Genomic DNA, 24,925 nt, shown 5'->3' on the forward strand with positions numbered 1-24,925 from the left:
TCTAGAATCTCCATTACCAGTTTAGAAAAAAACACTTTGACCGATTTGATGAGTCAGGCAAAGCCTCCCCTAGAATTTATCCCACCAGACTTGAATCCTCTGGTTCTCAGATTTGCCCAACAACTACTGCCATATTGGCTACGTTGGAACACAGCAATTACCCACATTCAAGCAGATAATGTCGAACTTTTGGTTGATTTGTATCGCCAGTTTCAGGATGGTAAAATTCGCTTCTTGCTAGCCTTTCGTCATCCTACTGTTGATGATCCCTTCTGTATGAGCTACTTGCTGTGGCAGTTGGTGCCCCAAGTAGCCAAACAACAGAATATATCGCTACAACGCCCAGTTCATGCGCACTTTATTTATGACCGGGGAATTCCACTTTGGGCTGGCTCTCTAGTAGGTTGGTTCTATTCTCGCTTGGGTGGCACTCCTATTCAACGTGGTAAAGCCGACTGGGTGGGATTGCGTTCTGCTCGCGATTTGTTTGCTAATGCTAGTCTACCTATGGCAGCAGCTCCAGAAGGAGCCACCAACGGTCATAGTGAAATTATTAGCTCTCTAGAACCAGGTATCGCTCAATTAGGTTTTTGGTGTGTTGAAGATTTGCTCAAAGCTGGACGGACGGAACAGGTTTTAATTGTACCTGTAGGCATTCAATACCGTTATATTGAAGCTCCTTGGCAATCTGTAGAGAATCTTTTAAGTGAACTAGAAACAGCTAGTGGTTTGCCATCAGAAGAGTCTGATTTTAAAGATTTAGATGTGGCAATTTCTCATAAATCTGACCAACTTAAATCTTACGAAGCCGATCTTTATCGACGACTCTACCGTTTAAGCGAACATTTGCTGTCGATAATGGAGAAATTTTATAGCCGTTTTTATCATCAGACTCTGCCAACTACCACCCAAGGAAGCAAAACCCTAGACAAAGAGTTACCTCAAGATATTAATGAGGCGCTAACTGTTCGGCTTCAGGCTCTTCTGGAGGTTGCCCTACGGGTGGCAGAAGAGCATTTTGACTTACAATCCAAGGGTAGTTTGATCGACCGCTGTCGTCGTCTAGAACAGGCAGGCTGGAATTATATTTATCGAGAAGAACTTAAAAATACTAGCGCTTTTTCTGCCATAGAGCGGGGGTTAGCGGATCTAATTGCTGAGGAAGCCAACCTCGGAATGTGGCATATGCGCTTAGTAGAAACTTTTGTCTCAGTAACAGGTCACTATGTAGTTGAGAAACCAACCGTAGAGCGTTTTGCTGAAACTATCTTACTTTTATGGGATATGGTGAGTCGCATCAAGGGGGGTAGCCCGATGGAACGCCCTCGTTTGGGCAAACAAACGGCACAGATAACTATCGGAGAACCCCTATCGGTTTCCCAGCGCTACCCAACTTATCAGAAAAGTCGTCGTGACGCTAGACTGGCAGTGTCTGACCTTACTCAAGACCTGCAAAAAGCTCTAGAGAGTCTTATAAAGCCCTAGTGCAGTTACCTATCATTTAGGACTTTTTCCTAAACAGATACACATCATCACGCTGATAAGTTAACTGAAAATCTGATGAATTGCTGAGTCTTTCCAACAAAGTATTGACGACTTCAGGAGTGCTTCCCCAGCCCAGATGACGCAAATTAAGCAAAGCATAATCAAATTGGCTTAAGTCAGTCACTTGGGAACCAATAGTAGTTAGCTTGACTAATGGTCTATGGGTCAAATGGGGAGCAACTTGGGCTGGTGTGAAAATACCACCTTTGGTACTAATCTGAGCAATTGCTTCCCTGGTGGCTTGCCAGGTATCGAGTGAATTTAGATAGATAGACCAGAAATAACCATATTTTGCCAAAGCAAAAAAAGCAACTATCGACCACAAGAGAATCCCTCGCCTATTTTGCAGCAGCCCTTTACCAGCAGCTAGGCTAGCAATTACGGACAACAACAAAAAAGGCAACACTGGCAAAGAATATTGATGTACCAGATCCCGTTGAGCAGGGGATTCTGAGAGAATATTGATCACTAATGTGGGAAGAGCAGCTACCAAAGGCGTTAAATGAGGTAATGAAATTCCCCAGATTACTGGCGCTAGCAAGAAAGCCAAGTATTCCAGCGTACTCAGAGAGAAAACCCTACTCAAAACTAATCCCGGTCTAATTAGGAGATTTTGGGCAATTTCTAACACAGAATTGCCTAAATAGGCGTAGCGCCCTACGGCTTCTAAGCCACCTGGTCGATAATAGGGAATGATAATCTGCGTCGCAATCAGGAACCAGATAATACCAGCCGAGAGAGCCAAGGTTCCAGATAAACGCTTTTTTTCAAATACCAACAGCCATAATCCCATGGCTGCCACACTCAGTGAGAGGGCATCCCGACAACTCAAAATAAAAATGATGGCTACACAAAACCACATAGTACGATTGAGCCGCGCTGCCAACACTGCTGCCAAAATAGCAGGGAGTGCCATCACTTCTGGATGGAAATCAAACAGATTGAGATTAAAAACTAGGGGGTATAGCAGATACACCATTGCCACTGTCCTCGCTTGGGCACCTTTTAACCCTGCCTGACGAGCCAGATAAAATGTTGGTAAGGCACCGCTAGCTAAGGCAAAGGCTTGTACTGCCAACAGCCAGTGAACGTTTGGGTAAATCTTGTAGAGTAATGCCAGTGGATAGAGAACCCAGTCAGCATGACCACCCAAAAAGTGATGACCCCAGAAAGAAACAATAGGCGTTTGTCCCTGGCTGATCAAATAAACAGCTTGGTCAAAATAACCTAAATCATAGGCACTAGACTGAAAGAGGGCATGTCGTAAGCTACTGCAAGCAAAAAAAATGATGGTGCTAGCAAAAATTACCCATCCCAGAACACCGAACTTGCTCAGTTTTCCTTTCATCCTCAACTACTGACAATCCCTAAAACTAAGTCCCAGCTTTTGAGTTCTCCGGTATCTGTCGGTGCATAATCTACCACCTGTAATCGCCAGATCCCAGCTGCTGGTTGATTGAGGAGTTGCTTAAGTGCTGGTGCCGTTTCCCAGACATAAGTTTCCTGTAGCTGAGTTTGCACACCAAGAGTGCGATTTTGCAAGAGTACCGTCTGACCAGTGGGTGGGATAATTCTCACTTCCAGATCTCCCAAAAAGTCATGCTCAATATCGACAGTGACTTTAATCTCTTTGACTAAACCAGAGTCATTAACTCTAATCGCACTAGTAACTCCTTGGGAATTATCGTCAGGAATGGCAATTTTCTGGTCATTGCGTCCTTGAAGATAGCGAATCCCCGACGGTTGACCTTGACTAATTCTTTGCTGAGCAGCTTGTACTGCTCTCTTGGCGTTTACTTTACCATAGCCAAACCACTGAGAATGACTATTGCTATCGTAAGTACCCAGTCGCATCCCCAATTGTGGATCCGGTTGTTGGTCAACAATTTTGTCAGCAGTTTGTTCCAGTATCTGCCTAACTTCTTGAGCGGTAAGCTCAGAATTGGCTGAAAGAATCAACGCTGCTACACCTGCCACCACTGGACAAGCACTAGATGTGCCGCCAAAAGTCCTGACAAAGTCACCAGTTTCGTATCCCAAGACTCCAATTAAGTCAGCACTAAAGATACCTAGCCCCACAAGCGGTACTCTTATTGCAGGTGCTGTGTAGATATAGCCAGTTTTTTCAAACCACGCTCCCGGCGGCGCATTGTTACTAGGGGCGCAGACAGAGACATTAGTACCCCAGTTACTATAAGCAGCTTTTTTGCTGAGGCTGGTACAGGCAGACACCGTAATTACGTCGGGATGAACCGTAAAACCCCCTAGCCATTTGGTTGGGCCTTTCAACACATCTTGAGGCCAACCCCGTTCAAAAATAGTGCCGCTGACGGGGCGATTGGCATTGCCCGCAGCAAAAACAATCACACAACCTTTGCCATTACGTCCTTTAGTGGCAGCACGAGTGATCGCAGCGCGTTGTCTGAGGGAGAGGGGAAAGGAGACAGTAGCAGGTCCCCAGCTGCAGGAAATTACACTGGCGTTGTGTTCAACCGCCCAATCAAACAGTTCCTCAATGGTGGAATCATCCAAAAAACCTGTGGTACGGACAGGCATCAGCCCACAGCCGGGAGCAACCCCGACAATGCCAATACCGTTTTCTTCCGCAACAGCAATACCAGCGCAAGCAGTCCCGTGACTCTCGTTGGTACTATTGGGCAATGGCAAGAAGTCTTTGTCCTTAAAGTCTCTGGGGGCAACAATCTTGCCAGAACCTTGAAAATCCGGGTGGTTTAAGTCAATGGCGTCATCTGTCACCGCCACAACTATAGAGCGATCGCCTCTTGTAATATCCCAGGCTTTTTCTATATCAATATGGGAACCCACTGCCAGCGAAGTGCCACCTTCGTGATGGAGATACCACTGTTGGGAATAGTGGTTGTCGCGGGGACGGTAATGAGGCTCTTGCGGCACTACTATATTAGGTTCAGCGATTAAAACTTCTGGTCGTCCCATCAACCGATTCGTAATTTTGATCGGATTTTCTTGAGCTTCACTAGTCAGTTGAAAAACGAAGGTGTTGGGAATGCCTTGCACTGGTTGTACTAATCGCAAACCAAATTCCGCCGCGATTTGGGCAAGCACTATTTCATCAGCTGCTGCGCTAAATTGAATCGTTAGCTGGTCAGTTAGGTAGACTAATGTCTCCGGATTTCCCTGTAGTTGGTAAACATGACTAGCATAGGCTACAGCTTCGTCGTCTCGTGCTGCCTGCATTGCGGCATCTCTTTGCTCAGGAGACACTAAAAATTCTTCGCTCTCGGCAAGGGGAATGTATTGCTGGCGTTGGGCTGGCAAGGAGGCAGCTAACTCGTCTGTTATCGCTTCAGAAGTAGAACTTACCGTGAAGCGATCGCTCACTTTTGCCAGCGCTAGTTCCTCGCCACCTCGCTGTAGAAGAAAGCCCAAACTTGCTTCCGGAACGCTGCCGCTAGTTTGAGGAGAATCTGGGTTATTAGGACGACCAGTCATAACTTATTCTCCTTGACAATTACAAGTATCGTTGATCTACACTACAAGCCGGCTGATCAAGATCCCTAAAGTTGGTTAGGGTGCTTTCTGGCAGTGGTTCCAGTCTAGCCTTAGACACTTTGAGGTTTTCTGGTTTTGTGAAGTGCGACCGACGATAGTCTGGCAATGATAAGATACCCCAAGTCAAGATTTTAGTTGTCTCTTGAAATAACCCCACCCTAATTATTCCATGGTTTCTTCTGGAACTTTTCTTCGCCTTAGTTTTACCTGCTTAGTCTCATTGCCCTTTGCGGCTGCTTTGGCGCTGCTGTCACCGGCACAGGCTCAAAATTCCGATGCTGTGTCGCCAGAAGATGCCAACCAAGTGCAGCTAGAAGATTTGAATGACTCTACCATGCCGTCACAAGAGTTTAATCAGGTGGAGCCAGATTTAACTGACCCCAATAATACCCGACCTTTAAACCAGGGTGACAGCATCCTGAGCATGGCAGGAGGAGAGCGTTTAATGTTAGAGGCGAGTAACGCCATTGACGCGCAGAACTATGCCTTGGCTGCTCAGAAACTCCAAGAAGCCCGTCAAGTTTTTAATCAGTTATCTAATTTCTATCAACAGTTGGCTTCTAGTTTCTCAGGCATCGAGAACCGGATTTATGATGCCCAAAGGCAAAAAGCAATTGAAACGGCTGAAAAAAGAGACGAGGCAACCTATCAGTTAGCTTTGGTGCATCGAGCACAGAACCAACCGGAATTGGCTGTACCTTTGTTAATTCAAATTGTCCGTTCTCAAAATCCGACACGTGATTTGGGCAAGAAAGCCTACCAACAGTTATTCGAGCTAGGATTTGTGGATGCTCCCTATCCAATACCCAGAAGTAACCAGCCAACATCTTCTAATGCCCCAGGGAGATAAATTATATTTAGTAATTTAAACAAAAGCAGGACTTTTAATGATTAACCCAGAGCAAGTCAAGGCAATGATCACCTCAGAGTTACCAGATGCTCAAGTGGAGATCCAAGATTTAACTGGCGGTGGCGACCATTTGCAGGCGATTGTCGTTTCTGCTGAGTTTGAAGGCAAATCTCTGGTCAAGCAACACCAGCTAGTTTACGGGGCGCTCCAAGAAGCACTAGCCACGGAAGCAATTCATGCTTTGGCGATAAAAACCTACACTCCCCAAGCCTGGGAGTCTGCGGGTCAGACGGTTTAAGCAACAATTAAGAGAGGGTCCTCTCAACCCCCGCTAAACTGAAAGCTAGATGACACTGCACAAGGAAGTTGAGAAGATTATGAAGCCAGAACTTAAAGAGCGGATTGACAACTTGCTAAACCAGAACAAAATTTTGGTTTTCATGAAGGGCAATAAGCTCATGCCCCAGTGTGGTTTTTCCAATAATGTAGTTCAGATCCTGAATACTTTAGGCGTACCCTACGAGACGGTGGATGTCTTAGCCGATAACGACATTCGTCAGGGAATCAAGGAGTATTCTAGCTGGCCAACGATTCCTCAAGTTTACGTTAACGGAGAGTTTGTTGGTGGCTCAGACGTAATGATTGAGATGTATCAAAAGGGTGAGTTACAACAAATGGTAGAAGTAGCTCTGGCTAGCTAGAAATAGTTCTACCTTGTCAATTGAGGGGGGTCTTCAATTGCAAGGTAGTATCAGGTATCAATAACTAATTCAAGACTCCCAGGCTTAAGTGCCATGGGAGTCTTGAAGAAGCAGCAAGGGAAAGCAGCTAGTAATAGTCCGCTTCTGTTTGCGCCATTGGCACTAGTTCAAAGTTAGACGGATCGCGGATGTAGCGGATTACTTCTTCCTCTAGACGATGGATGAGGTAAATTTCTAGGGCATTACTATGCTTGAGGGCAGCTAGGTAGCCGTCAATATACATCCGCAGGTCATCAAAGCGATAACCTCGGTTCCACAGAGCGACTAGTGCATCAGTAAGATGATGGTAATAGCGTACGGTTCGAGTGTCTTGCAACATACTTTGATGGTTTTGAGTTCAACATTTTAATCTCTGGGTTGCGGGTTGTCAATCTAGGATTAACAACTCATAACTAGAGCTGACCTCTTACTGCTATTATGCCTAAAGTAAGGGAAATGCGGGTTCTGTTGATAAATCCCTGTTAGGCATTTCTTAACCAATACTTCACAATTAAACGAATAATTCCTCAGTAGCGACCGTTACAAAACCTTGACATTAGTTCTGCTAATCTGGTAAGCACCTGCAACAAGGAAGTAAGCTGCCGTGGGATCGGTCTGTATTCAAATCATTGAGGGAAATCCTAACTTGCGAGCCTTACTGGGCTGGCACTTACAGCAAGCAGGCTATTTGGTGCATCAATCTGCTAGTATTCACCAGGGAAGGCAAACTTTCTGCAGTTTGCAACCAACGCTGGTTATTCTTGACTCTGATTTACCAGATGGCGATGGCGTAGAATTTTGCCGATGGCTCCAACAACAGCGACAAGCGCTTATCTTGATGCTGTCGGCTCGCGACCGCGAAAGTGACATTGTCACAGGTTTAAGGGCAGGGGCTGACGACTACCTGACTAAGCCTTTCGGCATGCAAGAGTTTTTGGCGAGAATTGAAGCACTAATTCGGCGTGTTCGCGCGACTGCTGCTCCCATTTCTTTGGACTACGGCGACCTCAAAATTGATTTAGTGCAGCGTCGTGTCCGCTTCAAAGAAGAGTTTATTGACCTGACACCTCAGGAATTTAGTTTACTCTACGTTTTGGCACAAGCAGAGGGACTGCCCTTGAGTCGCTCAGAACTATTACGTCGCGCCTGGCCTGATGCTATTGATAACCCGCGCACCATCGATACTCACGTCCTCTCTTTGCGTAAGAAAATTGAAACTGACCCTCGACAACCCAGCTTAATTCAGACTGTCCGTAATGTTGGTTATCGATTTGATCCAGTGAAAATCAAGGAAGGTAACCAAGTATCCTCAGGAGAAATAGCCAATCATGCAAACCACAGAAGTAGTGCTGGACTACCTGCGGCACGAGTGGCAGCAAGGGAGTTCTTTTAATTAATTTCTGACAAGAAAGTCTGATCAATCATTTGTTGGGTTTTTCAGCTTTTTGTTATTCTTACTTACTTTAATTAGTTACTTTTTGTTAGTGTTAGTTGTTTGTAGATTCTACTAATAGCTAGCTTCAGATTTTAATGAACCACCCCTTTCGATACATCCCATAGAGAATTAACCACCAGAACAATACATTAACTATAGCAAATATCAAAGAGCCGTTCATTGCTCCCGCCCAAGACTGAAAAAGGTGTTCGTAAATCCAGCCGTAGGCATTAATAGCGCCTTTACCAGTTCCTATCGGTAATCGATACAGGATTCGTACCACCAAACCAGAAGCAACAAAGACAAAAATCGCATTTAAACCCATGACTTCAAACGGCCATCCCCAGCGACGGATGCCCTGTACTTCAATCAACTCGTAGCAGCAAGCAAGTACTAACAAAGACCAACCGGCACTATAAACAACATAGGAACTTGTCCATAGCTGTTTGTTGATTGGGAACAATAAACCCCATGTCCAGCCTAATACTAAACAAGTGATACCAAAGATTACTAAACCCAAACTAGTGCGCGATTTTATTGGTTGATGGCGTAACCAATCCCCAGCGAAGTAACCAGCTAAAACAGTCACTAGCGCAGGCAAAGTACTAAATAGCCCTTCTGGATCAAATTGGGCCTGCTGATACAGATGATTAGTTCCCAGTACGGCGCGGTCAATGTAGGCTGCCAAGTTACCTTCCGGTGTCAGATTGCCAGCCCCATAACCAGGAATCGGTATCAAAGACATCGCTATCCAGTATGCCAACAAGGTTACCACTGCCAGTATCCACACTCCCCTGCGGGGTAACTTCAGCACCACTAACGCAGCCAACAGGTAAGCCAGACTAATTCGCTGCAAAACTCCCATAATGCGGAGGTTGCCCAATTCAGAAAGGGGAGAACCTTTGAGTAACCAATCCAAAATAATAGAAGAACCATTAAGCAGCAAACCAAGACTAAACAAAATCGCCGCTCGCCGTCCAATACGCCAATAAGCCTCAGCCGGAGGTTGGTTGTCTTGGGTGTACTTGGCAAAAGAAAAAGCGATCGCGACGCCGGCAATAAATAAAAAGGCAGGAAAAACTAAGTCAGTCGGGGTAAAACCGTGCCATTCAGCATGCAGCAAAGGTGGATAGACGTGAGACCAACTACCCGGATTGTTAACTAGAACCATACCAGTAATGGCAATACCCCGAAAGACATCCAGGCAAGTCAGCCGCATAGAGGGTTGATCTTGAGTCGGGTTCAAAGAAGTCATGCTCTGAATTCTAGAGGATCGGGGAGCTTTGTTTGTGCCCAACCTCTAGAGAAACTTTGCTAGACAGACAACGCTTACATCTATCTTCAGTAAGGTTTGCTTAATCTGTCTAAAGCAGGGTTAATCTTCACCTCCTGTTTTATTAACTTTTGTAAGTAAGGTAAAGATTCATTGCCTTACTCACTCAGTTTTGCTGAGTAGTTCGTAAAGAATTGGGAATTTTACATGACATACACAACTAACGAAACCGCGCGGAAGGCTGTAGAGGAATTTCAGCATTTTGATGCAGACACTCAGTTGGGCCTACTCTGGTTTGGTTACCTAGACCTCAAAGATCAGCTTACCCCTAATAATGCAACTTCCGCTGAAGTCACTGCCCAGGCGCTGTTTGATCAGATTAAAGCCATGTCGAAAGAAGAGCAGCTTCAAGCACAGCGCGACATTGCTAGCAAGGCGAATACTGATGTTAGCCAAACCTACAGTGCTTTGGGTTCCAGTGCTAAACTAGAGCTGTGGCTAAGGCTAGCTCAAGGTATGGAAAAAGGCACGATCATCCAGGTGCCTGACGACTATGAACTGCCTTCAGAAACAAAAGACTTCAGCGCAAAAATTAAACAACTAGACTTTGAGGAGCGAGTTAATTTTATGCGCTCTGCCGTGATGGAGATGGGAGCTAAGTCCTAGTTAGTATGGCAAGTTGAGGTCTAGAACCGATTGATTAAGGCGATTGTGCCGTTATTAATTGATGTTGGGTAAATAAATAGATTGGGTAATCGAAGCTCACCGATAACTGTGGCTTCTACCTTCTTACCCAACATCAATAAGCGATTTTTTCCTATTTGGCAGATCTCGTTGCAGTGTCAACAGCTATTATTACTATCAAAATTATATTTAAGCACAAAGATTAGGCAGATCTTTGGCAAATTATAGCCACTCTTGAGCTGCTTGAGCTTCGGCTTCAACTAAGTTCTCTCGCAACTGTTTCCAGTCTACTTGAGAAGCTGGCTGATCCTCAAGCAACTGAGTATCCTGCAAATATAACATCCGAGAACAAAACAACTCAGCTACATCTAGCTGATGATTGACCATCAAAATTGTCATTTTTTCATTTTGAGCCAAGTCAGCGAGAACTCCCAGCAGGTGGGATGCAATACCAGAATCTAGAGCAGAAGTTGGCTCATCTAGCAACAATATTTTTGGTTTAGCTACTACAGCACGGGCGATCGCTACTAATTGCCTTTGGCCTAAAGAAAGCTGTAATTCTGTTTGCTCTAGCCATTCTTCGGGGATATGCAGCAGCTTCTGAATGGCTTGGATACGTTCAGCAATAACTTTTTTGGGCAACTGCTGCAACATTACAGGATAAGCTAGAGCTTCTTTTACAGTCATGCCTAATAGCTTAGTTTCTTGAGCTACGAGCATTACCTGTCTCCGTAGCTGTAGTATGGGGAGCTGTTTGATATTCTGATTTTCTAGATAAATTGCTCCATTTGTCGGCTCCCTTAAGCGATTTAATAGTTGTAGTAGGGAAGACTTGCCAGCACCGGAGGGCCCAATTAGGCAGATGCGATCGCCAGGAAAAACCTCAAAAGAAATATCTTGTAATATGGGCATCCCCGCGACATTGCCTCTGATTAAGCTCAGCAGACTCACTTGCTTCAACCGTAGCTGAGGTTTGCCTGAGGCTGGATGATGCTCTATGTGATTAGTCCCTGACTGAGAGCTGTCCAAATCGTCCATCCATCAACCAGTAAAAGCAACAGTGTAAATGCTAACAAAATGAGATACATCCAGGGTTGTGCCAAAGGCCGAACGTCCGTTGTATCAATTCCAGTATAAACCTCTACTAGCTTGACTAACCGAGCAAATCCAGCTACGCGCATCGGTAATAAATAGGCTTTTTCTGCCGAATTGCTGACAAAATAGTAGACTAATCCTCCTTGGCCAGTGGTACGCATTTTTAAATCCTTGACCTCTGCCCAAGGTAAATGCCAGCCTCTACGTAACAACCAAGAGACCCAACTTGGATAGGCTACTTGTATTTTTTGCTGATCGACAATTACTCGTTCGCTCAAGACACCAAAAAGAGCCATTGCTCCTAGACTAATTCCTACCCACAGCAATAGGGGAGGCACCGGAGCTGACGATACCTGTGCTAAAAATGGCAAAGGAATAGTCAGCGATAGATAGAGCAGTATCAAAGTAAGGCGAATTAAGGGAGAAATGCGAAAGATAGAAGATTCATTGGCTTTAGATTCTGGTTGAATATTTAGGCTTGATGGTGTTGCCTGTGGGCTTTTTTCTGAGTTAATGCTCTTCATATTATTTGACGTTTTTAAGTGATTAATTTTGCTATACCTAAATTAGAGTTTAATAACCGGGGAGGTTTTATGTTTTTACAGCACAAACCTAGTGGTGACCTGGTAGAAGTTCTGGCACTCAATAGTTTATTTGATCCTTGTCATAGCAGAATCAGTGGTCGATTCCACGCGGGCGAAGAAATGCAAGATCCTGAAACATTCTCAAAATTGGATCTGATGTTTCCTTCTGGAGAATCTCTTCCCCAGTGCTGGTTAGACGCACACTATCGGCGAGCCAATGGTGTTAGCGGGGATCTACATACTGTAGTCGTTTAAACAAGACTAGCTAGATTCATTAGCATTGGAAATTGAAGTAAACTTTCCTGGTGCCAGAGCGATTATGATGTTTTTCAGTATGTCGTTCTGGCATTTTTAGAGCGAATTTCTAGAGGATCATTGAAAGTACTAGCAAGCAATTAGATAATTTTTAGCTCATTTGAGGAACTACAAATCAAGTAATCTACTTTACTGGTAAGTCCCGAGCAAAAAACTTGCCAATGGCTCTAGCACTGGCGCTTTTATGGTGTCCACATACTTTGATCACCCTGACCCCAAAAGCCATCATATTTTGTCACTTTGACATCCCCAAGAACCTTTGTCTGACAGGCTAAACGACGGTTAGCCGTGGGAGAATGGGGCGGCAGCGATCGCCTAGTTTTGTCCTTCCAGTTAGGCTCTGAAACTTTACCTTCCACCATGACAGCACAAGTGCCGCAGGAGCCGATACCCCTGCAGTTGATTATTTTGGCATTACCGTTGTATAGTTCCACACCATGTTCTAATAAGACTTGACGTAAATTACTCCCTGATTCGCATTCAAAAGTTTTTCCCTGAGCTGTTACCTTCGGCATGGGCGATTACCTCAACTCGTTCATAACTAACTTATCTTTATATTTTACGTTTCTTTACAATTAGCTGAAACTTTTTCTCTGGTCATGACCTCGCAAGAATTAAACCCAATTTGCATTTATGACACGACGCTGCGAGATGGTTCCCAGCGTGAAGGGCTATCACTTTCTCTTGAAGATAAATTGCGCATTGCGCGACAGCTTGACCAGATGGGTGTCCCCTTCATTGAGGGCGGATGGCCAGGGGCAAACCCCAAAGATGTCCAATTTTTTTGGCAACTCCAAGAAGAACCCCTCAAACAGGCGGAAGTTGTAACATTTTGCTCAACTAGACGCCCTCAAAGAGCAGCAGCTGATGATCCAATGCTGCAAGCAATTCTGGCGGCGGGAACTCGCTGGGTGACTATTTTTGGCAAGTCGTGGGATTTGCACGTTACTGCGGGGCTTAACACCAGTCTTGAAGAAAACCTAGCCATGATTAGAGACACTATTGAATACCTCCGCAGCCAAGGGCGTCGCGTGATTTACGATGCTGAACACTGGTTTGATGGCTACAAACATAATCCAGAATATGCCCTGAAGACACTGAACACCGCCCGGGAAGCCGGTGCAGAATGGCTGGTTTTGTGCGATACCAATGGCGGTACTCTGCCCCATGAAGTTAGTCAAACGGTGCGAAAAATTGTAGAAAAGTTGAAGATTGAAACTTCACTTCAACAGCCACAGCCTTTAAACCAGGTTCAAGAACCACCAATGCTGGGCATTCATACTCATAACGATTCAGACACAGCCGTTGCTAACGCTCTTGCAGGTGTTCTCGAAGGTGTCCGCATGGTTCAGGGGACTATTAATGGCTACGGTGAACGCTGCGGTAACGCCAATCTTTGTTCACTAATTCCTAACTTACAACTGAAGTTGGGTTACCGATGCCTTCAGAGTGAGCAGTTGCTCAAATTAACCCAAGTTAGTCGTTTGATTAGCGAAGTTGTCAATTTAGCACCCAACGATCATGCTCCTTTTGTGGGACGCTCCGCTTTTGCTCACAAAGGTGGCATACACGTTTCGGCGGTAGAGCGCAACCCCTTGACTTATGAACATATCCCACCAGAACAGATTGGCAATGAACGGCGGATTCTCATTTCTGATCAGTCTGGACTAAGTAATGTCTTGGCAAAAGCCCATAGTTTCGGGCATAAACTCAGCAAACAAGACCCTACTTGTCACAAAATACTCAAACGCCTTAAAGAGTTGGAGAATGAAGGTTACCAATTTGAGGCAGCAGAGGCTAGCTTTGACTTGCTGATGCGTGAAGCCTTGGGATACCGGCGGCAGCCTTTTGAACTCAAAGGTTTTCAAGTGCATTGTGACATGCTGCAAGGGACAGGTACACCCTATAGCAATTCTTTGGCGACAATTAAGGTGGCTATTCAGGGCGAGGATATTTTGGAAGTAGCAGAAGGCAATGGCCCAGTTTCTGCCCTCGATGCTGCCCTGCGTAAAGCATTAGCGAAATTCTACCCAGAGATTGCTGCCTTTTACCTAGCAGACTACAAAGTAAGGATTCTCGATGGGGGCGCTGGGACATCTGCTAAGACGCGGGTATTGGTAGAGTCAAGTAATGGTGAACAGCGCTGGATGACTGTAGGCGTTTCCACGAATATCCTTGAAGCCTCTTATCAGGCTGTTGTCGAGGGCATTGAGTATGGTCTGTTGTGCCAATCGTCGCCCCAGACAGTGATAACTTCCTAAAGTCGGTCAAAATTTTCCTAGTCTGTAACCCCAGATTAACTCATTCTTGGGAGAGAGGTAAAAATAGACAAAAGTTACTCTCGCTATCTTCCTGAGATTTCTGTATTTTTAGTGCTAAAGTTACATTAGTTCAGCTGTCTGCCTAAAAAGTGCTTTCTAGTGATGAGTGCAGATAGTATTGGTAGTAATTACCGTACATTTGTCCAAAAAGCTTGCAATTAAGTACCCAAATACGCTATTAATAAGTGTATGTGCTTCAGTGCCGTGCAGAACTCTACGGAGCGGCGCATTATACAAGCAAGAAAGCATCGTAGCTTAAGCATTTGTAAAAGTTATTTCGACATCATGAGTATGACTCAACAAGTTGCTCACCCAATGGTGAAGTTCCAAAACCATGTGCGTTCCCTGGCAGAATCTAAAATTATTAAGCCAAGCGACAGCCTATGGAAAATTGCCTTGCTTTACGGAGATAAATGGTCTTACTGGAAGAAAGAACTGCTTGACTTTGGCTTTACCATGCAAGATCCAATCGGCGACTTACTAGAAGTAGAAGCCTGGGACGAAGATTGATCCTCTCGTCTGCGATCATCTTAGAGAGTATCAGCACAAACTATCCGATCCTTTAGTGCTAGGGATTTTTAGCTGAATACTCTCTAATGACCTGATTTTTGTGGCTTAATCTCTACTACCAGAGCTTTGCTTTGATTATTGCTCTGCTCAGTTTAATCTAGTTAACTGTCTGGCTTTAGCGCGTTTTTTACTGAAGTTTATGGGGACAATAGTAACAATTTTACTGTAATTTTTAATACAGTCTTTCCTCTGTAAATTAAGCAGAGAAAATAGCTATTTACGATATTGAGATAAGATGTCTTCTGCGATACAGCTGATTCACTAAAGAAAATGATATTAAAGAGGTGTTGCCAAGCGAAAATAAGCTTCGAGCAATTTCGATTTGTAAAAAGCAAGAAGCTGATTTATCGACAAGTAGCTATTACTTCGGAAAGATCCTTAGCACTTTGGTAACGTCTACTAACTTTCTTTTCACATGCTAATGAAATTACTTCCTGTAACTGAGGAGTTATGGTTGGGCAGTTTGAGACATCAAACTTATACTCTGATCCACATCGGCGATAAAATTTGATGGGTGCAACTCCAGTGAGTATAAAGATAAGTGTTGCCCCAACAGCATAAAGATCAGACTGAATGCAGGGCTGACCTAGATCTTGTTCAGGAGAACTGTAGCCTTCAGCACCGATGCGCGTTCCCGGTAACGTGCCAATCTCTTTAACAGCCCCAAAGTCCAGCACAACTATACGGTTATCCCGATAACGCGCCATTAAGTTTGCTGGTTTAATATCCCGGTGTATTAGAGGCGGATTCAGAGAGTGTATATGACCAAGAATGTCACAAACCTGAATCATCCAATCAATTGCTTGTTGTGGTGCTACAGGTCCCATGTTGAGAACCCGCTGTTCTAAATCTTGACCATGAATTAGCTCCATTGCCAGATATTTCTTGCTACTTTCAACAAAAAAGTCGTAGTACTGGGGAATTCCCGGATAATTCAGGGCGGCTAGAGTACGGGCTTCTCGCTCGAAAAGTTCTTGGGCTTTGGCAAGTTGAGCCATATTGGCATTCATTTCCTTGAGTACCAGTAGCCGAGGCTGTCCCACACTTCCTGCTTTGTCCCAGGCGAGGTAAGTAGTTCCCATGCCCCCCTGTCCTAGAGTGCGCAACACGTAGTATTGACGGATTACCTGCTGCACTGGAACTAAGAGTTGACCACAGCGCATACAGAACAAGTTGCCAGGAAGATTACCTTCATGGGAACACAAGTTAAGCTGAGGTGGAGGCGTAACTAGCTTGCTGGCGGTGGATAAATTGGCTGCAGGAGGAAGATTAGCTGGTGCCTGAACTTGAAATTTAAGTACCGGCCCATCCCTTGCTAGTTGGATTAGAGAATCATCTGGAACTACAGACCGCGATACCAGTACACCATTAAGGAAAGTACCATTTGTCCCTTGATTAACTAACTGCCAAGAACTACCACTACGGGAAGGTATTAACGTCAGCTCCACGTGGTAACGAGAAACTAACTGGTCGTTGAGGATAATATCATTATCAGGAGAACGACCAATCTTAATACTTGACTGGCTTTGAAAGTCCCATCGCTGAAGTGGTCTAGAGTCTGGAAGGTTTAGTAGGGTCAGCTGAACCATAAGTGATTAAAAAAGCCCCAAGCCATACTTTGGGTTTATCGCATTTTCTGATGACCTTTCGCTATCTGTAAAAATTAAAACCTTTTTTGTTGTTCAAAGTTTGGTCTAACCTTCGCCCGAATTAGCAATACGGTAATATTGTCGTGACCATTGTACTCATTACCCAGAGCGATTAACTTCAGCATTCCCTGCTCGAGGTTAGCACGAGAACTCAGTAAAGGTGCCAGGTGAGTTTGCCAGTGGTTTTCTACAAGTTCATTATCGGAAAGACCATCGGAACACAAAACAAATAAACTATCTTCGTTGAGTTCCAAAAACTGCACATCGGGATTAACGAACTCGTCACTTCGCGGTCCTAGGGCTTGAGTTAGCTGATAGGCATCAGGCCGAGAGTAGGCAATTGCTGGTTCTACCCCGCGTTGAATTTCTCTTTGGCCCACTTCATGATCTACACTGACTTGCTCTAGACCACGTTTGCGAGTAAGGCGATAAACGCGACTATCTCCCACATGAGCGATTGCAGCGTTGGTATCCTGAATCAAAACCATCGCCAAGGTTGTACCCATGCGAGCACTTCCAGAACAGGCATTTTGTTGGTTAACATCATAAATTACCTGGTTGGCTAGACGCACCGCCTCGCGGATACTCTCTTCATTGGGCAACTCTTCAGACCAATTTTCTTGAAAGTATTGCTTAACAGCCTCAACTGCCATTGCACTAGCAACTTCTCCCGCTGCGTGTCCCCCCATACCATCACAGAGAATATAGAGACCGCGAGCATGCAGCATCCTCTGCGCCGGGTTTTCCTCTTTTTTAATTGCTGTCTGGATACCAAAGTAATCTTCGTTGTGTTCTCTTTGATTCCCAATATCTGAACAACCGGCATCATCAAGGCTCAGCAACTGCATGGGCAAAACCACTGTTGGTAGCTCATCACCACTTTCGCCTTGGAGATTGACTGCTTTTAAATCTGGATTCACAAGCGCTGACTCTTCTTCTTCTGGGTCAGAGAATTGACCTCTCGAGTTTGTTGTTTGTAGTTCACGGGCAAGCTTTTCTAAAAGCGATCGCAGCTCTTTTATTGTGACAATTTTATTGGTAGATAACTGTTGATAAATCGTTTCTAGAAAATTAAATTGTCTTGATTCGGATTGATCAAATAATCTCTGCCACATCTTACCCAAATCCTGTAGAGTTAGCTGTTGCTCTTTGGCTTCTGGATACAATCGCACCAGTCCCAGGACTTGGTCTTCATCGACGCGGAGATTAGTAATCTCTAACAGGGTTTGACGATAACGTAAAGGTTCTAGCGCCTCCCACAGTTTTGCCATTTCGTCTAGCCAGTATAAGTTCTGTAAGGGGGAAAGCTCTTCACTATTAAATTCACTCAGTAGCAACCATCTAGAGCGGTCTTCGAGTAGTACTACTATCTCTCCATTATGCTGCCAAGTATCGTGTACCTCTGGCAGAGTAGGATAATAGGATTCTCTAAGAGATAAATAGGGTCTGGCGATTACTGGGATACCAAAAACTTGCCATGCGTCTGATTGAGCTGTTGCAGGCTGATTCTCCAGTAGCTCCCAGCGCGGTAAGCATCCCTGTTGAGCCATCAGAGCCTCTAAAGGTGACTGCTGAAACGGCTGAGAATCCAACACTCTCAAGGTTTCACAGTCGTGTGTTTCTCCCCCATTAGAGGAAGCCCTGCTGTTCCTCGTCTTTTGGAGAGTCTCTGGTTCTAAGAGTAGGTAACGCTGTTGAGGATCCAGATAGATAACAGTCGCTTGTGGAGAGGAACTTTGAATTTGTCTCTCACTCTCACTTTCACTTTCACTATCGGAAACCGTTGATTGCTCCTTTGTGCTCAGTAAATTAGACTCAGAGGGACTTGATGATGACAGTTGGGTGACTGACTCGTCTAAAGAATCCTCAACTAACGACTTGACTGATGGCGTCGGAGCATTGACTTCTGCATTATCATTATCTGATTCTTTGGGAGATAACACAGAACTAGAAGTTGAGTTTGCCGTTATCCTTGGTGGGGAGGCTTCTTGGGGAGAGATTTCAGTTTGGGTATCTTTAGACACCTCTATCGGCAATACTTCTTGAGGCGCTTTTTCTGAGTCAACTTCCAGAGATTCTGGGAAAACTGACTCTTGGCAGACAATTGCTTGCCAAACTGTTCCCGTGAAGGCACCACAATTTTGACAGGTTGCAGCATCAAGTGGTACTTGTGTGTCGCACTCATGACAAGTTTTATGGGTTAAGGAAGTTCCACACCTTTGACAAAAATTATTGGTATTCGGGTTCTCGAACTGACAATGGGGGCAAATTAACATAACGGAACTTCCTCAACTCCTGTCGCAGATGTCTAAACTTTGGCATATGAGCTAGCTGCCATCTAGTCTGCCATGTCAGAATCACAGGATGCACACTCTAGCCATAAACACTTAGCAATGAACTGCCAAAAGAGCAGATAGTTAGCTTAGTGCAATTTAGTTTAGTTGTTCGTCGCTAATCTAGAGGTTTCAGTTTTGCTGATTTAAAATTATGTAACAGACTAATGATCTAACTTCTTAGATACTTTACAAAGTGGCATCAACTAGTCCGGAAAAGGCAATCATCTTAAATCTAAGTTGGGGACAAAACCAACAAGAAGAGTACGCAAAATCCTTCTCCTGAACTATTCCATTGCCAGTAGGGAATGGTCGTACTCTTGGTAATAGCCACTTAGAATTTATTCAATTTCGACCTGGAAGCGAACATATCCTACATTATCTGGGGAAGTATTAGAAATATTTCCCAGTTCCGCTAAAACTGCCCCGTTAGAATTATCGGATTCACGACAGGGGGGAGAACTAAAGGGAGGACTGAGATCTAGCTCTTCGACAAAGGTGGGTGTAACATTACCTATTCCTTCGCCCACTCTCCAGGAAATGCTGCCAGGAATAAACTCTGTCCCCTCTGGAATCGAGTCACAGATCTTGGCATTAGCTGCTGGTTGAGAACCATCAGAGATAAAGTAAACAGTATACTCAACTTGATCACCGCTTTGCAAGATAGTATCTGAATCTATTTGGGGAATACCTGTGGGGGTAAACCCTGCTGCATTCAGGTCAGCAGTAGCTTGGGAATCATTGACAAAGCTGTTAAACGCAACACCGCTAATTGGCACTCCTCCTCTGGTTACATTAGTAATTCGTTTGACAAGGCGCAGTCTTGGTTGAAAGTTAACCACAGTCGGGGTGTTGTTTTCCGGCTCATTGGGGTTGCCATCATCGTTGGGGTCAGGATTAACACCATTGTTGGATAAGTCACTGACTGGCTGACCACCAGGGGAGATACCAGTGGCTTCTACCTGGTTGGCGTAGTCTTGGTTAACTCCTGGCGGTGTGACCTGGATGACAAACTCAACTGTAGCTATGCCATCCGGTGCTAGGGTATCTGTCCCTGCTAAGAGATTGGGGTCAGTAGTACCATTAAAGTTATTGTTAGTTGCTAGGTTAGGACTGCTAACACTAGAAACCGTGAAGTTTCCTGCTCCGAAGGTTTCATCTAAATTTTCGAGCAACTGGACATTGTTTAAGGGAACATTACCCAAGTTCTCCACCACCAAACCATAAGTCACCGTAAAACTGCCATCGTTGTTAATGTTTGCCGAGGCAACATTCTTAGCTACGCCAATCACGGGATTTTCTTGGAAGTTAACTACCGTTGGCACATCATTTTCTGGTCCCTTAGGATTGCCGTCACCATCTGGGTCAGGAGAAACACCGTTATTAGATAAGTCCTCAACGGCTTGACCTGCTGGCGAGGTGCCAGTGGCTTGTACTTGGTTGGTGTAGTCTTGGTTTACGTCTGGTGGTCTGACCTGGGCAACAAATTCAACTGTAGCTGTACCATTTACAGGCAATGTCTCTGTTCCTGCCAGGAGATTGGCGTCAGTACTACCGTTAAAGCTATTGTTAGTTGTTAGGGTCGGACTACTGACACCAGAAATCGTGAAGTTCCCTGCTCCGAAGGTTCCATCTAAATTTTCTAACAACTGAATATTGTTTAAGGGAACATTACCCAAGTTCTCCACCACCAAACCATAAGTCACCGTAAAACTGCCATCGTTGTTAATGTTTGCCGAGGCAACATTCTTAGCTACGCCAATCACGGGATTTTCTTGGAAGTTAACTACCGTTGGCACATCATTTTCTGGTCCCTTAGGATTGCCGTCACCATCTGGGTCAGGAGAAACACCGTTATTAGATAAGTCCTCAACGGCTTGACCTGCTGGCGAGGTGCCAGTGGCTTGTACTTGGTTGGTGTAGTCTTGGTTTACGTCTGGTGGTCTGACCTGGGCAACAAATTCAACTGTAGCTGTACCATTTACAGGCAATGTCTCTGTTCCTGCCAGGAGATTGGCGTCAGTACTACCGTTAAAGCTATTGTTAGTTGTTAGGGTCGGACTACTGACACCAGAAATCGTGAAGTTCCCTGCTCCGAAGGTTCCATCTAAATTTTCTAACAACTGAATATTGTTTAAGGGAACATTACCCAAGTTCTCCACCACCAAACCATAAGTTACTGCGAAGCTGCCATCACCGTTATTGGTTACTGAAGTGACATTCTTTACCACACCAATCACAGGGTTTTCTGCAATCTGCAACGGTGTATCATCGGGGAATTGCGGTGTGGGAGGAAAGTCAGAAGGAATTGTCGGTAAGAATCCTGGCGGAAATCCTTCTAGTGTGATTCCATTCAATAGAGGGCCTGGAGGCGTGTCGGGTGAGACTCTGACTTGCACACTAACAACGCCTGGAGTATTGGCAGGGATAGTCAAACCAGTAATTTGCAAGCTGGAAGTACCACCATAAGCATTAGGGGTTCCGGTGCCATCCTGGAAGCCTCCTATGGTTAAAGTTCCATCCACAAAAGTCAGTGCATTTGGCAGTCCTGGAAGTTGAGGAAGTTGTTCGTCTAAAGTTAAGTCAGTGAAGGGAAAGGCAGTGCTATTTGTCAGGGTATAAGTGTAAGTAACTGTTCCACCAGCAACAACTGTTTCAGGAGCAACAACCTTACTTAAAGTTGGGGCAATAGCACAGTTGGCACCGTCAAACAACGTCACTGGCTGAGTAGCCCTAGCGTTCGTCAACCCTCCCGTGTTCAAGTTAACCTCGTAGAAGTTCCCGCCTGTACCTGTAATGGGGGAGGTGTAGGCGAAAAGTTGACCCGAAGAGTTAAAAAATAATCCACCAACAATCACATTTTCAGGCACCCCACTTTGTCCGATGAACTGAACAGCACCCGAAGCTGGATCAATAAGTGCTAACTGCTGTCTTACTCTGTCAAAGCTATAAAGGTTGCCAGTTGTTGGGTTGAAGGCAATGTCGTCAAACTGAGGAGGATTTCCAGCAAAGGAACCATCCCCATCTCCATTGAGACTGAGTTGTATATTAGACAGTACAGTCGGTGGACTAGTTGTAATATCAAGAGTAACTAGTCTGTTACCCTCTGCTGGGTTGGCATTCCTCCCTCGACTTAGGATGACATAGTTGCCTCCGGGATTAAAATCACCTGCGAAAAAGAAGCCTGTAGCTGGTAAACCTTGAGGTATTCCTAGTGGCGTAGCTGTACCGCTAGGATCAATGCGATATACAGTCCGATTTAAAGGCGAGTCTCCTACTGGTGCTCCGGCAAAGAAGGGATTAATGCCGTAAATAAAGCGGTCAAGAGTATTGAAGCCGATCGCGTTGTAATTTACATTAGCAAAACCGATGGGGGTAAGTGCAAAATTATTAGTGGTTGTGTCGATACGATTGAGCTGAGTTGGGGTAGGTTGACCGGCTGTAGCCGCATCTCCTTCACTGATATAGTTTGTGGTATCGCAAACAAATTGTGCTAAAGCGTCTGGCGCATAGCCTACAACTGTCATCAACAGTGTCAAGCTGCCCATTATTCCACCCCAGAGGTTCGGTGATCTGCTGCTTGTCTTCTTAGCAGTGTTAGGATTACCAGTCGCACTTTTGGCAGCATTCTTAGCCAAGTTAATATATAAAGGGGCTTTGTTCTTCCTAGTTAGTAGCCCAGATGGACGAAAATCTTGATGCACTACCTTGAGCCTCCAGGGGGTTCTAGTTGCAGGTCAGTTTCTTGTCGTTCAAAGATGATCTCCAAGCCACGGGTATCTTGGAAAATGACTTCCACACGGCGATCGCGAGCATAATCTAAACGCTCAGTACCATCAGCGCGGCGCTGTTGCTCACCTAAAGAACGAATCGTCATCCGCTCCGCAGCAATGCCAGCTTGCAGCAAATAATTACGCACCGCCAGTGCCCGCCGCCTACCTAAATCCAAATTGTAAGCATCACTGGCACGGGGGTCAGTATGACCAACTAACTCCACCGTCAAGAAAGGATACTCTCGCAGCACCTGGGCAATCTGTTCCAGCACCACCGCACTCTCAGCCGCAATCGTGGCTTGGTCAAGAGCAAAGTGGACATTCCTGGGCACCCGTAGTACCAGAGGTTCTGGTGGCGGCGGCGGTGGTGGTTCTGGTGTCGGCGGTGCTGGTGGAGTCGTACACACTGGAGTCACTACTTCAGGAGGAGCTAACCCAGGAATTGCCTCACCCTCAGCAGTAACCAGCACCGTATTGAGAGCCGCCTCCGAAGTACCAAACTCAGGAAGAGTGGCGATCGCAGAAAGCCTTTCCCCTGCTTGCAAATTCTGGAGATTCACCCGAAAGTTACCTTCTTCGTCTGCGTTGACCACACCTAAAGACTCATTCAACGGGCCATAAGGCAGAGTACCTTGTTCCCTAACCCGATAAATTTCCACAATTGAACCCGGCTCAGCTTGACCCAACAGCACCACCTTTGAGTCAATGACAAACAACTCATCCGAGACAAACTCAGGAGCATCAATTGCCGCATTACCGGTTTCTTTTCGTCGGTTAGGAGAATTACGCCGGGGATTTGGTCCATCGCCCACTTGAAAATGAATCGGTTCGACATGCTGTTGAGTCACCAAGTCAATACTCATACCCTCCAAAGCAGCAAAGCGATTACCCTCAATCAGATTGCCCTGGCTACGGGGATAAGCGGTAACTACGACACCAGGCCCTGTTTGGTAAAGGATTTGATTATCCACTACCTGGTGGTCATCTCCCATTAAGTAAATCGCTGCTCTTCTGAGGCGTCTACCATTGAAGCTGATCTGGTTATTACTAATCTCCACAGCCCCAGAAGGCTTAAATAAATACACTCCACTGCCATCATTGCCACAAATTAAATTACCGCTAATTTGGGAGTTGTCAATCATTCCCTCAAGGCGAATCGCATCCGGCATGCCAGCGAGACCATTACCGACAATAATGTTTTGGGTGACTGAGAGATTTTCGGCTTGAACGGAGGTAATGATGCCACTACCTTCGTGGTAAGCAATGCGGTTGCCTCGAATCGTAGTGCCGAGACTATTAAAGACGGAGACTCCAAAAGCAGAGGTGGGTTGGGGCAGGCTTTCGTCGGGTGGGATACCCAGCCAGTTATTCTCGATGAGTACGTCTTGGGGTGGTGTGTTTTCTGGGTAGAAGGGGAAGTCGGGATTGGGGGGTTGCGGCTGTCTGGTGTCTGGTGGTGGGTTGGGGTGAGAAATAAAAATATCGGCTGGTGGTGTGCTGAGGGTGGCACCACGCAGTTCGCGGAAGCCGTAGAGGCTCAATCCTCGCACTGTGACGCCATCAGCAACGATGGTTAGGCCTCGCAGTACCTGGGTTTGGGGGGCTGGGGTAATTTCGACTACGGGAATCGGGATGGCGATTTCTGCGGTGGCTGAGCTAGTTGTGTCGTATCCTGCTTGAGTTGTGCCATCAACTAGCAATCCAGCAGTTGCCAGTGGGGGCAGCATTTCCCTAAGACTGATCGTTGTTTGCCCAGGTGGTAAATTGAACTCGATTCGCGATCGTTCATTAGGAGTAAGGGTTGCGATTTGTGATCTTTCCGCCTCACTCAAAGAATCGAGTCCTAACTGACCATTAACTAGGGTAATTGCTTCACGCAAAGTTAAGTCATTATCTGGTTGAATTGCCCCATCTTGGTTACTGTTAACTACTACCCTGAGAGGAGTTCCTTCGGTTACAGAAATTTGGGCAATCTCCCTCAAATTATCAGTCGGGACAGGAACCTCAGTGGTCTTAATTGACTGGGCAGTTGCTAAGGAAGGAACCGCCAACAGACAAAGGAAAGGAGATAACCGGAGGGAAAGTAACTCAGTAAAACTTGGTATTTTTCTAATTTTGTGATTCATCGAAAGTCCAAACGGCTTGCGTTCCAGCAGTAACTATTCACCAGAGAGTTGAAGGTAGAAGTTGATCTAGAGTGTCAGATATAAACTCCAAAAGTCTTTTA

Annotated in this window: 20 protein-coding genes; 9 read left to right on the top strand and 11 right to left on the bottom strand. The window is 45.4% G+C overall.

All coding sequences use genetic code 11. The features are described from left to right. The first annotated feature begins 48 nt into the window (after positions 1–48). Positions 49–1,485, top strand: a complete 1,437-nt coding sequence (locus ACT7WV_RS18455) for a 1-acyl-sn-glycerol-3-phosphate acyltransferase (RefSeq protein WP_445104288.1) — start codon at positions 49–51, stop codon at positions 1,483–1,485. A 16-nt stretch (positions 1,486–1,501) separates the two neighbouring features. Here the strand turns inward: ACT7WV_RS18455 and ACT7WV_RS18460 are convergent, their stop codons facing one another. Beyond that, the gene (locus ACT7WV_RS18460) at positions 1,502–2,893 is read right to left on the bottom strand and encodes a DUF2079 domain-containing protein (RefSeq protein ID WP_445104289.1); all 1,392 of its coding nucleotides are present in this window, start codon (positions 2,891–2,893) and stop codon (positions 1,502–1,504) included. A 2-nt stretch (positions 2,894–2,895) separates the two neighbouring features. Continuing rightward, entirely contained in the window at positions 2,896–5,016 is a 2,121-nt protein-coding gene (locus ACT7WV_RS18465; protein ID WP_445104290.1) for a S8 family serine peptidase, read from the bottom strand. A gap of 229 nt (positions 5,017–5,245) precedes the next feature. Between ACT7WV_RS18465 and ACT7WV_RS18470 the strand changes: the two genes are divergently transcribed. The 3 genes from ACT7WV_RS18470 (at position 5,246) to grxD (ending at position 6,627) form a co-directional block, all read left to right on the top strand. Further along, entirely contained in the window at positions 5,246–5,926 is a 681-nt protein-coding gene (locus ACT7WV_RS18470; RefSeq protein WP_445104291.1) for a tetratricopeptide repeat protein, read from the top strand. 37 nt (positions 5,927–5,963) lie between these two features. Continuing rightward, complete coding sequence (locus ACT7WV_RS18475) at positions 5,964–6,224, top strand: BolA family protein (RefSeq protein WP_445104292.1); 261 nt, start codon at positions 5,964–5,966, stop codon at positions 6,222–6,224. A gap of 79 nt (positions 6,225–6,303) precedes the next feature. Next, positions 6,304–6,627: a Grx4 family monothiol glutaredoxin gene (gene grxD, locus ACT7WV_RS18480; RefSeq protein ID WP_445105685.1), complete on the top strand. Its 324-nt coding sequence runs from the start codon at positions 6,304–6,306 to the stop codon at positions 6,625–6,627. Between the two features lie 127 nt (positions 6,628–6,754). Here grxD and ACT7WV_RS18485 read toward each other — a convergent pair whose 3' ends face one another. After that, positions 6,755–7,006, bottom strand: coding sequence for a DUF6761 family protein (locus tag ACT7WV_RS18485; protein ID WP_445104293.1), 252 nt, complete (start codon positions 7,004–7,006; stop codon positions 6,755–6,757). Positions 7,007–7,270: 264 nt separating this feature from the next. On the opposite strand from ACT7WV_RS18485, the gene ACT7WV_RS18490 reads away from it, so the two are divergent. Beyond that, on the top strand, positions 7,271–8,059 hold the full coding sequence (locus ACT7WV_RS18490) for a response regulator transcription factor (protein WP_445104294.1): 789 nt from the start codon (positions 7,271–7,273) through the stop codon (positions 8,057–8,059). Between the two features lie 127 nt (positions 8,060–8,186). On the opposite strand, the gene ACT7WV_RS18495 is transcribed toward ACT7WV_RS18490, so the two are convergent. Continuing rightward, complete coding sequence (locus ACT7WV_RS18495; RefSeq protein WP_445105686.1) at positions 8,187–9,320, bottom strand: acyltransferase family protein; 1,134 nt, start codon at positions 9,318–9,320, stop codon at positions 8,187–8,189. Positions 9,321–9,581: 261 nt separating this feature from the next. On the opposite strand from ACT7WV_RS18495, the gene ACT7WV_RS18500 reads away from it, so the two are divergent. After that, the gene (locus ACT7WV_RS18500; protein ID WP_445104295.1) at positions 9,582–10,040 is read left to right on the top strand and encodes an orange carotenoid protein N-terminal domain-containing protein; all 459 of its coding nucleotides are present in this window, start codon (positions 9,582–9,584) and stop codon (positions 10,038–10,040) included. A gap of 240 nt (positions 10,041–10,280) precedes the next feature. On the opposite strand, the gene ACT7WV_RS18505 is transcribed toward ACT7WV_RS18500, so the two are convergent. Both ACT7WV_RS18505 and ACT7WV_RS18510 read right to left on the bottom strand, forming a co-directional pair. Continuing rightward, positions 10,281–11,096 carry an ABC transporter ATP-binding protein gene (locus ACT7WV_RS18505; RefSeq protein ID WP_445104296.1) on the bottom strand — a complete coding sequence of 272 codons (816 nt, stop codon included), beginning with the start codon at positions 11,094–11,096 and terminating at the stop codon, positions 10,281–10,283. After that, entirely contained in the window at positions 11,054–11,677 is a 624-nt protein-coding gene (locus ACT7WV_RS18510) for a hypothetical protein (protein ID WP_445104297.1), read from the bottom strand. The genes ACT7WV_RS18505 and ACT7WV_RS18510 overlap by 43 nt, the downstream gene beginning before the upstream one ends. Positions 11,678–11,746: 69 nt before the next feature. Between ACT7WV_RS18510 and ACT7WV_RS18515 the strand changes: the two genes are divergently transcribed. After that, the gene (locus ACT7WV_RS18515) at positions 11,747–11,992 is read left to right on the top strand and encodes an acetyltransferase (RefSeq protein ID WP_445104298.1); all 246 of its coding nucleotides are present in this window, start codon (positions 11,747–11,749) and stop codon (positions 11,990–11,992) included. A gap of 242 nt (positions 11,993–12,234) precedes the next feature. Here the strand turns inward: ACT7WV_RS18515 and ACT7WV_RS18520 are convergent, their stop codons facing one another. Then, positions 12,235–12,567: a 2Fe-2S iron-sulfur cluster-binding protein gene (locus ACT7WV_RS18520; protein ID WP_445104299.1), complete on the bottom strand. Its 333-nt coding sequence runs from the start codon at positions 12,565–12,567 to the stop codon at positions 12,235–12,237. Positions 12,568–12,651: 84 nt separating this feature from the next. Between ACT7WV_RS18520 and cimA the strand changes: the two genes are divergently transcribed. Next, on the top strand, positions 12,652–14,313 hold the full coding sequence (gene cimA / locus ACT7WV_RS18525; protein WP_445104300.1) for a citramalate synthase: 1,662 nt from the start codon (positions 12,652–12,654) through the stop codon (positions 14,311–14,313). Positions 14,314–14,664: 351 nt separating this feature from the next. After that, positions 14,665–14,883 (top strand): DUF4327 family protein, encoded by a 219-nt coding sequence (locus tag ACT7WV_RS18530; protein ID WP_445105687.1) that lies wholly within the window; start codon positions 14,665–14,667, stop codon positions 14,881–14,883. Between the two features lie 404 nt (positions 14,884–15,287). Here the strand turns inward: ACT7WV_RS18530 and ACT7WV_RS18535 are convergent, their stop codons facing one another. The 4 genes from ACT7WV_RS18535 to ACT7WV_RS18550 all read right to left on the bottom strand — a co-directional run bounded on the left by ACT7WV_RS18535 (position 15,288) and on the right by ACT7WV_RS18550 (position 24,824). Continuing rightward, positions 15,288–16,532: a protein kinase domain-containing protein gene (locus ACT7WV_RS18535; protein ID WP_445104301.1), complete on the bottom strand. Its 1,245-nt coding sequence runs from the start codon at positions 16,530–16,532 to the stop codon at positions 15,288–15,290. A gap of 74 nt (positions 16,533–16,606) precedes the next feature. After that, positions 16,607–18,868, bottom strand: a complete 2,262-nt coding sequence (locus ACT7WV_RS18540; RefSeq protein WP_445104302.1) for a serine/threonine phosphatase — start codon at positions 18,866–18,868, stop codon at positions 16,607–16,609. A 398-nt stretch (positions 18,869–19,266) separates the two neighbouring features. Then, entirely contained in the window at positions 19,267–22,629 is a 3,363-nt protein-coding gene (locus ACT7WV_RS18545) for a DUF6923 family protein (protein ID WP_445104303.1), read from the bottom strand. Further along, positions 22,629–24,824 carry an OmpA family protein gene (locus tag ACT7WV_RS18550; RefSeq protein ID WP_445104304.1) on the bottom strand — a complete coding sequence of 732 codons (2,196 nt, stop codon included), beginning with the start codon at positions 24,822–24,824 and terminating at the stop codon, positions 22,629–22,631. The genes ACT7WV_RS18545 and ACT7WV_RS18550 overlap by 1 nt, the downstream gene beginning before the upstream one ends. Positions 24,825–24,925 lie beyond the last annotated feature (101 nt).

The organism is Symploca atlantica LB2515 (assembly GCF_052546295.1).